At 63.6% G+C, this 13,501-nt stretch carries 15 protein-coding genes and 1 tRNA gene; 4 read left to right on the top strand and 12 right to left on the bottom strand.

The annotated features are described in order from the left end of the window. Nucleotides 1–14: 14 nt before the first annotated feature. The 9 genes from accD to cmk all read right to left on the bottom strand — a co-directional run bounded on the left by accD (nt 15) and on the right by cmk (nt 7,792). Entirely contained in the window at nt 15–872 is an 858-nt protein-coding gene (gene accD / locus DFR51_RS02170) for an acetyl-CoA carboxylase, carboxyltransferase subunit beta (protein ID WP_121047407.1), read from the bottom strand. Further along, nucleotides 869–1,684 (bottom strand): tryptophan synthase subunit alpha, encoded by an 816-nt coding sequence (trpA, locus tag DFR51_RS02165; RefSeq protein WP_121047406.1) that lies wholly within the window; start codon nt 1,682–1,684, stop codon nt 869–871. Before trpA ends, accD begins: the two co-directional genes overlap by 4 nt. Beyond that, on the bottom strand, nt 1,681–2,889 hold the full coding sequence (trpB, locus tag DFR51_RS02160; protein WP_121047405.1) for a tryptophan synthase subunit beta: 1,209 nt from the start codon (nt 2,887–2,889) through the stop codon (nt 1,681–1,683). The genes trpA and trpB overlap by 4 nt, the downstream gene beginning before the upstream one ends. Next, nucleotides 2,886–3,536, bottom strand: a complete 651-nt coding sequence (locus DFR51_RS02155) for a phosphoribosylanthranilate isomerase (protein ID WP_121047404.1) — start codon at nt 3,534–3,536, stop codon at nt 2,886–2,888. Before DFR51_RS02155 ends, trpB begins: the two co-directional genes overlap by 4 nt. A gap of 2 nt (nt 3,537–3,538) precedes the next feature. Then, on the bottom strand, nt 3,539–4,216 hold the full coding sequence (pyrF, locus tag DFR51_RS02150; RefSeq protein ID WP_121047403.1) for an orotidine-5'-phosphate decarboxylase: 678 nt from the start codon (nt 4,214–4,216) through the stop codon (nt 3,539–3,541). Continuing rightward, a complete protein-coding gene (locus DFR51_RS02145; RefSeq protein WP_121047402.1) occupies nt 4,213–4,524 on the bottom strand; it encodes a lipopolysaccharide assembly protein LapA domain-containing protein in 312 nt (103 codons plus the stop codon). Before DFR51_RS02145 ends, pyrF begins: the two co-directional genes overlap by 4 nt. A 218-nt stretch (nt 4,525–4,742) precedes the next feature. Beyond that, nucleotides 4,743–5,021 carry an integration host factor subunit beta gene (gene ihfB, locus DFR51_RS02140; protein ID WP_121047401.1) on the bottom strand — a complete coding sequence of 93 codons (279 nt, stop codon included), beginning with the start codon at nt 5,019–5,021 and terminating at the stop codon, nt 4,743–4,745. Between the two features lie 191 nt (nt 5,022–5,212). Next, a complete protein-coding gene (rpsA, locus tag DFR51_RS02135; RefSeq protein ID WP_121047400.1) occupies nt 5,213–6,928 on the bottom strand; it encodes a 30S ribosomal protein S1 in 1,716 nt (571 codons plus the stop codon). 204 nt (nt 6,929–7,132) lie between these two features. Next, nucleotides 7,133–7,792 (bottom strand): (d)CMP kinase, encoded by a 660-nt coding sequence (gene cmk, locus DFR51_RS02130; RefSeq protein WP_121047399.1) that lies wholly within the window; start codon nt 7,790–7,792, stop codon nt 7,133–7,135. Between the two features lie 50 nt (nt 7,793–7,842). Here cmk and wecB point away from each other — a divergent pair, with 50 nt between their 5' ends. Next, the gene (wecB, locus tag DFR51_RS02125; RefSeq protein WP_121047398.1) at nt 7,843–8,949 is read left to right on the top strand and encodes a non-hydrolyzing UDP-N-acetylglucosamine 2-epimerase; all 1,107 of its coding nucleotides are present in this window, start codon (nt 7,843–7,845) and stop codon (nt 8,947–8,949) included. Between the two features lie 4 nt (nt 8,950–8,953). On the opposite strand, the gene bfr is transcribed toward wecB, so the two are convergent. Continuing rightward, entirely contained in the window at nt 8,954–9,433 is a 480-nt protein-coding gene (gene bfr / locus DFR51_RS02120; protein WP_121047397.1) for a bacterioferritin, read from the bottom strand. 443 nt (nt 9,434–9,876) lie between these two features. Between bfr and DFR51_RS19470 the strand changes: the two genes are divergently transcribed. Further along, nucleotides 9,877–10,005: a hypothetical protein gene (locus tag DFR51_RS19470; protein ID WP_276330549.1), complete on the top strand. Its 129-nt coding sequence runs from the start codon at nt 9,877–9,879 to the stop codon at nt 10,003–10,005. Here the strand turns inward: DFR51_RS19470 and aroA are convergent. Continuing rightward, nucleotides 10,002–11,330, bottom strand: a complete 1,329-nt coding sequence (gene aroA, locus DFR51_RS02110; RefSeq protein ID WP_121047395.1) for a 3-phosphoshikimate 1-carboxyvinyltransferase — start codon at nt 11,328–11,330, stop codon at nt 10,002–10,004. The two genes, DFR51_RS19470 and aroA, sit on opposite strands and share 4 nt — an antisense overlap. A 233-nt stretch (nt 11,331–11,563) precedes the next feature. Between aroA and DFR51_RS02105 the strand changes: the two genes are divergently transcribed. Together DFR51_RS02105 and DFR51_RS02100 are read left to right on the top strand one after the other, a co-directional pair. Continuing rightward, the gene (locus DFR51_RS02105) at nt 11,564–11,890 is read left to right on the top strand and encodes a TIGR02300 family protein (protein WP_121047394.1); all 327 of its coding nucleotides are present in this window, start codon (nt 11,564–11,566) and stop codon (nt 11,888–11,890) included. Between the two features lie 99 nt (nt 11,891–11,989). Then, a tRNA-Ala gene (locus tag DFR51_RS02100) sits at nt 11,990–12,065 on the top strand. A 57-nt stretch (nt 12,066–12,122) separates the two neighbouring features. Here DFR51_RS02100 and DFR51_RS18670 read toward each other — a convergent pair. Beyond that, nucleotides 12,123–13,412 (bottom strand): hypothetical protein, encoded by a 1,290-nt coding sequence (locus tag DFR51_RS18670; protein ID WP_126494573.1) that lies wholly within the window; start codon nt 13,410–13,412, stop codon nt 12,123–12,125. Nucleotides 13,413–13,501: the final 89 nt, after the last annotated feature.

The raw sequence follows: 13,501 nt of genomic DNA, 5'->3' as shown, positions 1-13,501 counted from the left end.
GGCGTTGGCATCGATCAGGCGGCTTTCGCGGGCGCGTTGGTGAGGACGCCGAGCAAACTGCCAAGCTGCGCCTTCAGCTGCTTGCGGTGCACGACCATGTCGACCATGCCGTGCTCGTGCAGATATTCGGCGCGCTGGAAGCCTTCGGGCAGCTTTTCGCGGATCGTCTGTTCGATCACACGCTGCCCGGCGAAGCCGATGAGCGCACCCGGCTCGGCAATGTGCACATCCCCAAGCATCGCGTAAGATGCGGTGACACCGCCCGTCGTCGGATCGGTGATGACGACGATGTAAGGCAGGCCCGCCTCGCGCAGCAGCGAGGTCAGCACGGTCGCGCGCGGCATCTGCATCAGGCTGAGAAGCCCTTCCTGCATCCGCGCGCCGCCCGCCGCGGTGAACACGACATAGGGCACGCGGGCATCGAGCGCGGCTTCCGCCCCAGCGATGAACGCCTCGCCCACACCCATGCCCATCGATCCGCCCATGTACGCGAAGTTCTGCACACCGACGACCGCCGAGACGCCTTCGATCTGGCCTTCCGCGATCGCGAATGCCTCGGGGTCACCCGTCGCGGCGCGCGCGGCCTTGATGCGGTCCGTATATTTCTTCTGGTCGCGGAATTTCAGCGGGTCTTCCGTGACGGACGGGGTGGCCAGCCGCTGGTATTTGCCGCCGTCGAAGACCTGCTGGAAGCGTTCCTTCGGGCCGATGCGCTCGTGAAATTCGCAGCGCGGGCAGACGTTCATGTTATCCACCAGCTCGCGGTGGAAATTCATCTGGCCGCAGCCCCGGCACTTCGTCCAGAGGTTGTCCGGCGTCTCCTTCTTGGTGAGGAAACTGAGCGCGGGGCGGATGCGTTCGAGCCAGCTCATGCGGCCTTCTCCCTTGCGGTGGCGAGCGCGGCAGCGAGCCCGGCCACATAATCCTTCACATGCGGCGCGGCTGCGGCGCCGTGCTGCGCGACGATATCGACGATCGCCGAACCGACCACAACCCCGTCCGCAACGCGCCCGATCGCGGCGGCCTGCTCCGGCGTGCGAACCCCGAAACCCACCGCCACGGGCAGATCCGTCGCCGCTTTCAGGCGCCCGACCGCATCTTCGATGCTGCCCTGCGCCGCCTGCTGCAGCCCGGTGATCCCCGCGACCGAAACATAATAGAGAAAGCCCGACGCACCATCCAGGACCGCCGGAAGCCGCGCCGCGTCCGTCGTAGGCGTCGCAAGGCGAATGAAGTGCAGTCCCGCCGCACGAAGCGCAGGCCCAAGCTCGCCGTCTTCTTCAGGCGGCAGATCGACGGCGATCACACCATCGACGCCCGCATCCTTCGCGGCAGCGGCAAACCAGTCGGCGCCGCGCCGCAGCATCGGGTTCGCATAGCCCATCAGCACGAGCGGCACCTGCGGATGCCGCGCGCGGAAAGCCGCCGCGATGCCGAGGATGTCCGCCGTCGTCGTCCCGACGCCAAGCGCGCGCAGGTTCGCGCGCTGGATGGCGGGACCATCCGCCATCGGATCGGTGAACGGCATCCCCAGCTCGATCACGTCCGCTCCGCCCGCGACCAGCGCATCGAGAACTGCGCCCGTATCTGCCGGCGACGGATCGCCGCCGGTGACGAACGTTACGAGCGCGGCGCGGCCCTCAGCGCGCGTACCGGCAAAAGTGGCGGAGAGACGCCCACTCACAGCTTCACCCCCAGCGCCTCGGCCACGGTGAAGATGTCCTTGTCGCCGCGCCCGGAGAGGTTGACGATGATGATCTTGTCCTTGCCCAGCGTCGGCGCGATGCGTTCCGCCGCCGCGATGGCATGCGCGGATTCGAGCGCCGGGATGATGCCTTCCAGCTTGCAGAGGCGCTGGAAGCTGGCGAGCGCTTCATCGTCCGTCACGGGCACGTAGCGCACGCGCCCGATATCGTGCAGCCATGCGTGCTCCGGCCCGATGCCCGGATAGTCGAGCCCTGCCGAGATCGAATGCGCCTCGGTGATCTGGCCGTCCTCGTCCTGCAGCAGGTAGGTCTTGTTGCCATGGAGCACGCCGGGCGAGCCGCCTGCGAGGCTCGCGGCGTGTTTCTTGTCCAGCCCCTCGCCCGCCGCCTCGACGCCGACGATCTCCACGTCCGCGTCGTCAAGGAACGGGTGGAACAGGCCGATGGCGTTTGATCCGCCGCCGACGGGCGCGATCAGCATGTCCGGCAGGCGACCTTCCGCCTCCAGGATTTGCGCGCGCGCTTCCGTGCCGATCACGGACTGAAAATCGCGGACCAGCTCCGGATAAGGGTGCGGCCCCGCGACGGTGCCGATGATGTAAAATGTGTCGTGAACGTTCGCGACCCAGTGGCGCAGCGCCTCGTTCATCGCGTCCTTCAGCGTCTTCGCGCCCGATTCCACCGCGACGACTTCGGCGCCGAGCAGCTTCATGCGGAACACGTTCGGCTGCTGACGCGCGACGTCCACCGCGCCCATGAAGATCGTGCACGGCAGGCCGAACAGTGCCGCAACGGTCGCGGTCGCAACGCCGTGCTGACCCGCACCGGTTTCCGCGATCACGCGCGTCTTGCCCATGCGCTTTGCCAGCAAAATCTGGCCGATGCAGTTGTTGATCTTGTGCGCGCCGGTGTGATTCAGGTCTTCGCGCTTCAGATAGATCTTCGCGCCCCCGAGCTCGTTTGTCAGCCGCTCGGCGAACCACAGCGGGCTCGGGCGGCCGACATAGTGCTTCAGCAGATATTCGAATTCGTCGCGGAACGCCGGATCGGTCTTCGCGGCACGATATTCGCGCTCCAGATCGAGGATCAGCGGCATCAGCGTCTCGGCGACATAGCGGCCGCCAAAGGCGCCGAAATGGCCGCGCTCGTCCGGCTGTTGCCGCAAACTGTTCTGAACCGTCATCTCGCGCGCACCGCCTCGCAAAACGCCCTGATCTTCGCCGGGGATTTCACGCCCGGCGCATCCTCCACCCCCGACGAAACATCGACGAGCGGCGCCTGCGTCGTAGCGAGCGCTTCGGCGACTGTCGAGGCGTCAAGTCCGCCTGCAAGGCCCCACGGCACGCCGGGATCAAAGCCTCCGCGTCCTCCGGCAAGCAACCGCCAGTCGAAGCGCACGCCCATGCCGCCGGGAAGCGCCGCACCGGGCGGCGTCTTGGCGTCGAAGAGGATCCGGTCGACCACCCCTGCATAGCTGCGGGCCGCCGCGAGATCGGCCCGCGTGGTCACCGCCAGGGCTTTCCAAACCTCGACGCCGAAACGTCCTTTGATCGCTGCCGCGCGGTCCGGCCCCTCCTCGCCGTGGAGCTGAACGCCGTCGAGCCGCGCGGCGCGCACGGCAGCGCCGATCATCTCGTCATCGGCATTCACGAACAGGCCGATACGGCGGATGGCGGACGGCGTCATGCCCGCAAGCGCGGAGGCCTCATCGAACGAGAGATTGCGCGGGCTTTTCGGGAAGAACACGAAGCCGACATAGTCCGCATGGCCGGCTGCGGCGGCATCGATCGCGGCGCGGTCACGCACGCCGCAGATCTTGATGCGCGCCATGTTCAAAGGCTCTGGGAAATTGCGTTCGCCGCCGCGCCGGGATCGTCGGCGCCGGTGATCGGCCGCCCGATGACGAGAATGCTCGCGCCCGCGTCCATCGCCTCGCGCGGCGTCATCACGCGTTTCTGATCACCGACGGCACTGCCGGCCGGGCGGATGCCCGGCACGACGAAGAAACCCTCCGGCCAGGCTGCGCGCATCGCGGCGACTTCGTGCGCCGAACACACGATCCCGTCGAGCCCCGCGCTCCGCGCCAGCACCGCCAGCCTGCGGACCTGATCCGCGGGCGTGCCGATCACGCCGGTGGCGGCGAGGTCGTCCTCATCCATGCTGGTCAGCACAGTCACGCCCACGACCTTCGCGCCGGGGCGCGCGGCATCCTTCGCGGCACGCATCATGTCGCTGCCGCCGCCCGCGTGGACGGTGAGAATGTCGTAGGGGCACGACGCGAGCGAGCGAACGGCGCCCGCCACGGTATTTGGAATGTCGTGGAGCTTGAGATCGAGGAAGACAGGCAAGCCGCCTTCTCCCGCGACCGCAGCCACGCCCTCGCGGCCGTTCGCCATGAAGAACTCAAGCCCCAGCTTGATGCCGCCGACGCGCCCGGCAACGCGCGCGGCAAGCGCCCGTGCATGGTCCTTGTCGGCCGTATCGACCGCACAGAATACCGGGTTCGTCATAGCGGCGCGATGGGCGGCGGCGGGGCCGGGTCCGTCAGGGTTGCCGTCGGCGCCAGCGGCGGTTGGGTGTCCTCAAGCGCGCGCTCAAGCTTCTGAACGCGCCGCGACCAGCGCCAGCGGCTGGCGTAGCGCAGAATGGCGAGCGGCAAAGCGCCCGCGAGGAACATGAGGAGCAGCAGAACGGGGAGCCGGATCGCCAGCTCGTAGTCGCCCCACAGCTTCAGCGTGACGAAATCCCAGTTTCGCGCGGCAAACCATGCCAGCAGTGCGCCAAACAGGAAGTAGAAGATCAGCGTAACGATGCGCATGAGCCCTGCTTAACGGACAGGCGTGCGCGATGCCAGCACCGATGGCACACAAATGCCTGATCGCCGAGACGCTCCAGAGTGTGTGGGGATCGCGGTCACGCCGAGACGGAAATGGTGGAGTCCGGAAGCCCGCGCGGAGCATTTTTAGCGCACGCGTTGCACCGGAAGCACACGAAGCCTCCATTTTCAGCCCGACATGGGCTCGATCCGCACGCAGCCTATTTGTTAAGGCGCTCGCGCAGTTCCTTGCCGGCCTTGAAATACGGCACGCGCTTCGCGTCCACCGCCACCTTTTCGCCGGTGCGCGGATTGCGCCCCGTCCGCGGATCGCGTCCGCGCGTTGAAAAGGCACCGAAGCCGCGCAGTTCCACGCGTCGACCGTGGGCCAGCGCCTCCGTAATCGAATCGAAAATGGTCGACACGACCCGTTCGACGTCCCGCTGCGATAAATGCGGGTTCATCTCCGTGACTGCTGCGACGAGTTCAGATCGAATCATCTCTCACCCCGTTTCTCGAGCCCCAATTTTTTGTTCAAAACACGTTGTGGGCCATCCCGCACGGCCCGGGCCTACTACCCCCCGACTCGGTCCGCGCAAATCATACAACAGCTTGAGCAGGTTAACAAAAAGCAAGCGGCCCGTCAGTAGCGGAACTGACGGGCCGCAAACGGCTTACAAAGGCGCGTCGCTTACTTCTTCGCGTCCTTGGCCTTGTTCAGCGCTTCGCCGAGGATGTCGCCGAGGCTCGCGCCCGAATCGGAGGAACCGTACTGCTTCACGGCTTCCTTCTCTTCGGAGATCTGCAGTGCCTTGATCGACAGGTTGGGCTTCTTCGAACGGTCGAAGCCGATCACCTGCGCGTCGACCTTCTGGCCGACCTGGAAGCGCTCCGGACGCTGCTCGTCGCGGTCGCGGCTGAGATCGCCGCGGCGGATGAAGCCGGTCGAACCGCTGTCGCCGAGCGTGACTTCGACACCGCCATCGGTGATCGCCGCCACGATGCAGGTGACAGTCTCACCCTTGTTGACGCCGCCACCGCTGGAGACCGTGGCACCGCCGCCGCCCGACGCGGAGTCAAGCTGCTTCATGCCGAGCGAGATGCGCTCCTTCTCCACGTCCACGTCGAGCACGACGGCCTTCACCGTCTCGCCCTTGTGGTGCAGTTCCAGCGCTTCTTCGCCGTTCACGCCCCACGCGATGTCGGACATGTGGACCATGCCGTCGACGTCGCCGTCGAGGCCGATGAACAGGCCGAATTCGGTGGTGTTCTTAACTTCACCCTCAACGATGCTGCCGGCCGGGTGCTGAGACGCGAACGCCTCCCACGGGTTCTGCTGCGCCTGCTTGAGGCCAAGGCTGATGCGGCGCTTGTCCTCATCGACCTCGAGAACGACAACGTCGACTTCCTGGCTCGTCGAAACGATCTTGCCCGGGTGGACGTTCTTCTTGACCCACGACATTTCGGAGACGTGGACGAGACCTTCGACGCCGGCTTCCAGCTCCACGAAGGCGCCGTAGTCGGTGATGTTGGTGACACGGCCGGTGGCCTTCTGGCCGACCGAGTACTTGGCGGCTGCGCCTTCCCACGGATCCGATTCAAGCTGCTTCATGCCAAGCGAGATGCGCTGGGTTTCGCGGTTGATGCGGACGATCTGCACCTTCACGGTGTCGCCGATGCCGAGAACTTCCGACGGATGGCCGACGCGCTTGTAGCTCATGTCGGTGACATGGAGCAGACCGTCGATGCCGCCGAGATCCACGAACGCACCGTAGTCGGTGATGTTCTTGACGACGCCGTCGACCGTCTGGCCTTCGGTGAGCGTCTGGATGAGGCCCGAACGCTGCTCGGCGCGGGTTTCCTCGAGCACCGCGCGGCGCGAAACGACGATGTTGCCGCGCTTGCGGTCCATCTTCAGCACCTGGAACGGCTGCGGCATACCCATCAGCGGGGTGACGTCGCGCACGGGGCGGATATCGACCTGGCTGCCGGGGAGGAACGCCACCGCACCGCCGAGATCGACGGTGAAGCCGCCCTTCACGCGGCCGAAGATGACGCCGTCGACGCGGGCGTTTTCCTGGAATTCGGATTCGAGCTTGTCCCAGGCGGCTTCACGGCGCGCGCGGTCGCGCGACAGCATGGCCTCGCCATAGGCGTTCTCAACGCGGTCGACATACACTTCGACCTGATCGCCGATCTTGATCTCGGCCTTCTCGCCGGGCGCTGCGAACTCGCGCAGCGGCACGCGGCCTTCCGACTTCAGGCCGACGTCGATGACGGCCATGTCGTTTTCAATGCCGGTGACGGTGCCGGTGACGACCCGGCCTTCGAATGATTCGCTACCGCCGAGGCTCGCTTCGAGGAGCGCCGCGAAATCGTCGCGGCTCGGCGTGGGGTTGGTTGCCATAGGTATCAGTTTTCCTTCATGTCTGTTTACTGGCCGACCGGTTGTTTCCGGCGGTCTGGAGACACGTTCGGGCCCCATGCCCGTCCGCTCCCCTGCAAAAGCCTGCGCTCGCAAAACCTTGCGTTTGGCCTTTCTTCCCAGGTTCTGGAAACACGGAAAACGGGCGGCATCCTGAAGGCTGCCACCACGAAAAGCGGCGCCGCTCTATCTCAAACCCGCCTTTTCCGCAAGCCGCGCCTCGGCGAGCGCAATCGCGCGTGCGATCGCCGTCTCCCGATCCATGTCCGACGTATCGAGCAGGATCGAGTCATCCGCCTGCCGTAGCGGCGCGGCATCGCGACCGGAGTCGCGGGCGTCGCGCTCCGCAAGATTGGCGCGCACGACCGCGTAATCGCGCTCCGGCGTTTCCGCCTGCCGCCGCTTCGCCCGCACGTCGAGGCTTGCGGTGACGAAGATCTTGAGGTCGGCATCAGGCGCGATCACCGTGCCGATGTCGCGCCCGTCGAGCACTGCGCCGCCGGGCTGGCGGGCGAACGCCTGCTGACATTCCAGAAGCGCCGCCCGCACCTCGGGATGCGCGGAAACAACCGAAGCCGCCCGCGCAGTCGTCGATTCGCGCAGCGCCGGATCGTCGAGCATCTTCACATCGAGCGTTCGCGCACATGCGGTCGCCAGTGCAGCGTCAGCAGGATCGCCACCGGCGCGCAGGACGGCAAACCCCACGGCGCGGTAGAGGCTGCCGGTATCCATGTGCGGCAGGCCGAAATGCGCGGCAAGCGCCCGCGCGATCGTCCCCTTCCCCGAAGCGGCGGGGCCGTCCACGGCTATAACGACATCGAAACGATTTTCATTGGGCGCGGTCATGCCGCTCCTATAGACGCAGGCGTATCGATGTGAAGTGCGAAGGGGGGCGCATGGTACCGGTTGGCGCGGTCAAGATCGTCATCGGCACAAGACCCGAAGCCATCAAACTTGCCCCGGTCGTCCTTGCGCTCCGCGCGCTGCACCTGCCGGTCCGCGTGTGCCTGACCGGCCAGCACCCTGAGATGGCGACCCAGGCCCTCACCCCCTTCGGCATCGCGGCGGACGTGAACCTGCACCTGATGCGCCCGGGACAATCGCTCGCCGAACTGACACGGCGCGCAGTGGATGCCATCGCCTTGCGCCTGGCGCGGCGGCAGCCCTCGTGGGTGATCGTGCAGGGCGACACGACCTCTGCGCTCGCAGGCGCAATTGCCGCCCGGCAACTGGGCATCCCGGTTGCTCACGTCGAAGCCGGCCTCCGCAGTTTCGATCTTTCCCAGCCATACCCCGAAGAGCTGAACCGCACACTGATCGCGCGCCTCGCAACGCTGCATTTCGCCCCCACGCCGGGCGCAGAGGCGAACCTCCGCGCGGAAGGCGTACCGGGCAAGGCGATCGAGGTTACGGGCAACACCGTGGTGGACGCGCTCCACCGAACGCTAAGCACCCTGCCCCCGGCACCGCGCCGCGCGCGGCGGCTGGTCCTCGCCACGCTGCACCGGCGGGAGAACCGCGAAACGGCCTTTCCCGAGATCATCGACGCGCTGGCAACCATCGCATCGCGCGGCGACGTGGACGTACTGCTGCCCCGACATCCCGGCTGCCCGCCCGAAGTCTACACGCCGCTCGAAGCCTGTCCAGCAGCGCGGCTGGTGCCGCCGATGCCCTATCCCGCCTTCATCGCCGCGCTCGCCTCGGCGCATCTCGTGATCACAGATTCGGGAGGGATTCAGGAAGAGGCATCCGCGCTTGGCATACCCACGCTCGTCGTGCGCGTGCTCACGGAGCGGCCCGAGGTCATCGACGCGGGCACCGCGCTGGTTGTCGACACGGCGAAATCCGGCATCCTTTCCGCTGCGACACGTCTGCTGGACGATCCCGACGCCCATCGCAGCATGACAAACGCATCGCGCCGGATCGGAGACGGAAAAGCCGCCGAGCGGATTGCCCGGCGGCTTTATGCCGAATTGCACGGCGTGCCGCATCCCGCCGCGTGAAAGCTCAGTCTTCAGCAGGCTTCGTCTGAAGCTGGATGTAATTCTGGATGCCCATGGCCTCGATCAGCGAAAGCTGGGTTTCGAGGAAATCGACATGCTCCTCCTCGCTTTCGAGAATGTCTTCCAGGATCTCGCGACTGACATAATCGCGTACCTTTTCGCAGTGCTCGATAGCATCGCGCAGCGGCGGGATCGCCTCGCGCTCAAGCTCCAGATCGGCTTTGAGCACTTCTTCCACCGACTCGCCGATGCGCAGCCGCCCGAGCAGCTGAAAATTGGGCAGGCCATCGAGGAAAAGAATACGCTGGGCGAGCTTGTCGGCGTGCTTCATCTCGTCGATGGACTCGCCGTACTCGTACTTCGCGAGGCGTGTAACGCCCCAGTTGTCCAGCATCCGGTAGTGCAGGAAATACTGGTTGATCGCCGTCAGCTCATTCTTGAGCGCCGCGTTCAGATGCTTGATGACGTCCTTGTCACCCTTCATGGCGCAACTCCTTGTTTTGGACGGGGGATACGAAGCGCCATGATGCGCCCCGAAAAACTCAACGTCAACAATGGGTTGCGATGATGCGAAACACTAGCAGCCGCGAAAAGCCGTATCGTCAGGCTGCCCGGCCGCCCTTCAACAGGCGGCGCGCATGGGGAAGACACTGGCCACACTGCGGCCGCGCGCCCAGTCGCGCGTAAGTTTCCACCGGGCATCCCTTCGGCCCCGCCGCAGCACGGACGTCGTTTTCACGCAGGGCATTGCACACGCAAAGGATCATCGTCGGACCGCCCCAAAAACCAATAATGCGAGCGATTAGCAGAGTCGCGCCCCAATTGCAAGTCGTTCGCATTCTCGTTTAAGTGCCAGCGCAACTTTGCCTCTTTCCAATCGTTAACGATTTGGTAACCTTCGTTAACGGCAATCGCTGGAGGCAGGTCGTGGTTTCCGAACAAGAGTATGTACAGGTTCGCGCCCGCGTTTCCCGGGCGACACTCGTCAATGATCTGCGGTTTTTCATGACCGCCTATGTCGCCGGCACGGCGTTCGCGCTGGCCTACCTCTTTTAAAGAGCGCGCGTGAGAGCGCCCATTTCCTGCATGAGCGGCAGGAAATCCGGGAAGCTCGTCGCGATCGGGCGCGCGTCGTCCACCACCACCGGTGCCTTCGCGTTGAGGCCGAGGACCGCGAAGCTCATCGCAATACGGTGATCGAGGTGACTCGCCACCGTTGCGCCGCCGGGCACGGGGTTTCCGCCGCTGCCGTGAATGATGATACCGTCCTCTAGCTCCTCAAGGGCAACACCGCAGGCGGCAAGCCCTTTCGCCATCACGGCAAGACGATCCGATTCCTTGACGCGCAGCTCCTCAAGCCCGCGCATCACGGTGGTGCCCTCCGCGAAGGCCGCGGCGACCATCAGGATCGGATATTCATCGATCATCAGCGGCGCGATCGCCGGATCAACCTCGCCGCCCTTCAGCAAAGCGTGGCGAACGCGCAGCGTGCCAACGGGCTCGCCCCCGGCCTCGCCCCTGTCTTCAATCCCCACGTCCAGCCCAAGCATGGCAAGCGCATCAATGATGCCTGTACGCGTAGGGTTGAGGCCGACATTCTCGATCACGACCTCGCTGCCCGGCACCACCAGCGCCGCGACAAGCGGAAAAGCTGCCGATGAGATATCCCCCGGCACCGTGATTCGCTGAGGCTTCAGCTCCGCTTCACCGCGGACGGAGATAAGACGCGCACCATCCGGCAGTGTTTCCACGGTCAGATCCGCGCCGAAACCGCGCAGCATCCGCTCCGAATGATCGCGCGTGGGCACGCCTTCAATAATACGCGTGATGCCCGGAGCGTTGAGCCCCGCAAGAAGCACAGCGGATTTGACCTGCGCGGAGGCGACCGGCAGCCGGTATTCAATCGCCAGTGCGGGACAGGCCCCCTCAACGGTCATCGGCAGGCGATCGCCGTTCCCGGAAAAACGCGCGCCCATCTGCGACAGCGGCGTGATGATCCGCTGCATAGGGCGCCTCGACAGCGACGCATCGCCCACGAATGTCGCCCGAATCGCGTGGCTGGCCACGAGCCCGGCAAGCAGCCGCGTCGAGGTGCCGCTGTTCCCCATTTCCAGCGCGCCCGAAGGCTGTAACAGACCGCCCACCCCAACGCCGTTTACCCTCCAGCGTCCCCCCGCATCCCTCTCTGCGTGAGCGCCCATCGCCCGCATGGCGGCAGCCGTGGCGTGGACATCCTCGCCTTCGAGGAGACCGTCGATCACGGTTTCGCCGACCGCGAGCGCACCAAGCATCAACGCGCGGTGCGAGATCGACTTGTCCCCCGGCACGCGCACACGACCGGAAAGCGGCCCCTCGGCGACAAGCGAAAGCGGCATGGGCATGGCGGCGGACAGCGGGCGGCCCCTTTATCCTTGAGGAAACGTCTATGGGAAGCTGCCGGCACAACACCAGCGGCCGCGACCGGAGGCCTCCGGCGCGATTAGGTTTTGACAGCGCCGCAAGCGCATGGCAAGGCACCGCCCGCGAATCCGCCCCGTGCGGCGCCCTTTTTGTGCGCTCGGGAGTGGTTACACGACAGACAGCTGTACGAAATACGAACGTCCGGAGACATATCTTGGTGAAGCCCGAATGGGGAACGAAGCGCACCTGCCCGAAATGCGGCACCCGCTTTTACGATCTTGGCGCCGATGACCCCGTCACCTGCATCGAATGCGGAACGGCCTGGGCGCCCGAGCCGATCCTGAAGTCCAAGCAGCCGCTGCCCTTCGAGGTGGTGAAGAAGGAAGCCGACACCGAAAGCGCCGACGGTGCGCTCGACGAAGACGATCTCGACGTGGACGTCGACGACGACGACGTGAACCCGGACGACGAAAACGACCTCGGCGGCGACGACGACCTTGGCGAAGTCGCTGTAACCAAGGAATCGGGTGAGGACGTCTGATTTTTTGAACGGAAGCCGCACAAGGCGCTTGCGCACCGTGCGGCTTCTGAACTAAATGCCCGCCGCCCGTCACCAGACCGGGCCGCAAGCAAGACGTGTGGGGCCGTAGCTCAGCTGGGAGAGCGCTACAATGGCATTGTAGAGGTCAGGGGTTCGATCCCCCTCGGCTCCACCAGCCTTTCATCCGCCCACGCAAACAATCCCACAACACCGTGCCATCTCATTTGCTTTCTCATATTGGCATTCCGCCAACGCCGAGCGCGGCGCATATTTTCTGAGGGATCTCAGTCAAGGCGAAGCGCTCACGAAGCGGAACAGCGTTTCCCGTATCCAGAATATAACCGATACCGTTGTGCTCACCGTTCTTTATGGCGACAAACGCGACGTCACCGCGCAAATCCTTGAAGTGCACGTTGCCTGCGCGGAATCCCAATGCATCCCCGATTTCGTGGGGATAAGTGAGCATCACGAAAAGATCACAGCCGCGATTGTCAACGTCGAAGAGCGGCACATCATCGTCCGCCACAATGTCCTTCAGACGCTGCTCAGCTGCTGACGCCTTTTCCGGCGTTTGGCATTTCACCAAGAAATCTCGAGACATCCGCGGCTCGACCGCCTCGAAAAGCACGCCAACCTTACGAAGAAAATCTTCATGCCTCTTTAGTCGCCAGTACACGGTGAGTTTCGGATATGGGTCTTGATGCAACCCTGTTGCAATCATTAACCGGTAATCGGGAAAAATTCTTATTATTTTACCTATAATCCTATCGTAAACCTGATAAACATCCAAAAGAGGATCAACATTTTGTGAAATATACCAAGAAGGATTGCGCATTTCTCCACTATATGCAGCAGAATTAAACATGTAGTGATGCTGTATATGAGCAGACGAATTCAGAAATAAAGAGCAAAATTCTGGATTCTTATCATTTGTCTCTTTTATAAAAACATCTGACAATAGTAGATCCAGAAACATAGCTTTGAACCATGGCTTTACTCTCGCATCTTTACCCAGCCGAAAGTATTCTGGACAACTATCGACTCTTGCGTAGCAAAAGGCCCCCAATACAAGCCATAGTAGTGATGAAAGGGCCAACCGCGACTGCGCATTATCGTTTACTGCCTGCGAAACTGCTGACGACAACCGTTTAAGAATTGTGCCACCCGACGTCTCCGCAGGCGTCCAAGGATCCGGCACAAAGAAAGCCGGATTTTTCAAACGATTGTTCGCGTTCATCGGGCTGATTGCACCAACCGCCAGCCCATGGCCTTCTAAATGCTCCCAAATTTGCAGAATATCCCGCTGCATAATGTCGCCCAGCCGGTAAACACCATGCTGTGCAAGCGATAAACCGGTATGAGCTGTTACCCACTGTATCCAGGGTTCCAACTCTTCATAACGAGCCTCGGACGTCGTCTCTGCAAAGCCGTAGCGCTCAATAAGAGCCTTAAAGTTTGGCAGAAAACCACGATCGATATAAGTTTGAACAAAATCGAAATTTACTTCGTTTAACTCAAGCATGAGCAACTTTGGCCTGGCCATAAATCGAAAAACCTTAAAAGAAACAACCAAAGAAAACTGTCGACACGACTTGCCCACTTGGAGACAAC

It is taken from the genome of Sphingosinicella microcystinivorans, assembly GCF_003634215.1.
In the GTDB taxonomy this organism is placed as follows: Bacteria; Pseudomonadota; Alphaproteobacteria; order Sphingomonadales; family Sphingomonadaceae; genus Sphingosinicella; species Sphingosinicella microcystinivorans.
This window is presented reverse-complemented; position numbering and strand designations above follow the sequence as displayed.

Bases quoted from the DNA above. Each gene is read 5' to 3' on its own strand.
- accD (WP_121047407.1), bottom strand. From the start codon at position 872: ATGAGCTGGCTCGAACGCATCCGCCCCGCGCTCAGTTTCCTCACCAAG.
- trpB (WP_121047405.1), bottom strand. From the start codon at position 2,889: ATGACGGTTCAGAACAGTTTGCGGCAACAGCCGGACGAGCGCGGCCAT.
- DFR51_RS02155 (WP_121047404.1), bottom strand. From the start codon at position 3,536: ATGGCGCGCATCAAGATCTGCGGCGTGCGTGACCGCGCCGCGATCGAT.
- pyrF (WP_121047403.1), bottom strand. From the start codon at position 4,216: ATGACGAACCCGGTATTCTGTGCGGTCGATACGGCCGACAAGGACCAT.
- DFR51_RS02145 (WP_121047402.1), bottom strand. From the start codon at position 4,524: ATGCGCATCGTTACGCTGATCTTCTACTTCCTGTTTGGCGCACTGCTG.
- ihfB (WP_121047401.1), bottom strand. From the start codon at position 5,021: ATGATTCGATCTGAACTCGTCGCAGCAGTCACGGAGATGAACCCGCAT.
- rpsA (WP_121047400.1), bottom strand. From the start codon at position 6,928: ATGGCAACCAACCCCACGCCGAGCCGCGACGATTTCGCGGCGCTCCTC.
- cmk (WP_121047399.1), bottom strand. From the start codon at position 7,792: ATGACCGCGCCCAATGAAAATCGTTTCGATGTCGTTATAGCCGTGGAC.
- wecB (WP_121047398.1), top strand. From the start codon at position 7,843: ATGGTACCGGTTGGCGCGGTCAAGATCGTCATCGGCACAAGACCCGAA.
- bfr (WP_121047397.1), bottom strand. From the start codon at position 9,433: ATGAAGGGTGACAAGGACGTCATCAAGCATCTGAACGCGGCGCTCAAG.
- aroA (WP_121047395.1), bottom strand. From the start codon at position 11,330: ATGCCCATGCCGCTTTCGCTTGTCGCCGAGGGGCCGCTTTCCGGTCGT.
- DFR51_RS18670 (WP_126494573.1), bottom strand. From the start codon at position 13,412: ATGCTTGAGTTAAACGAAGTAAATTTCGATTTTGTTCAAACTTATATC.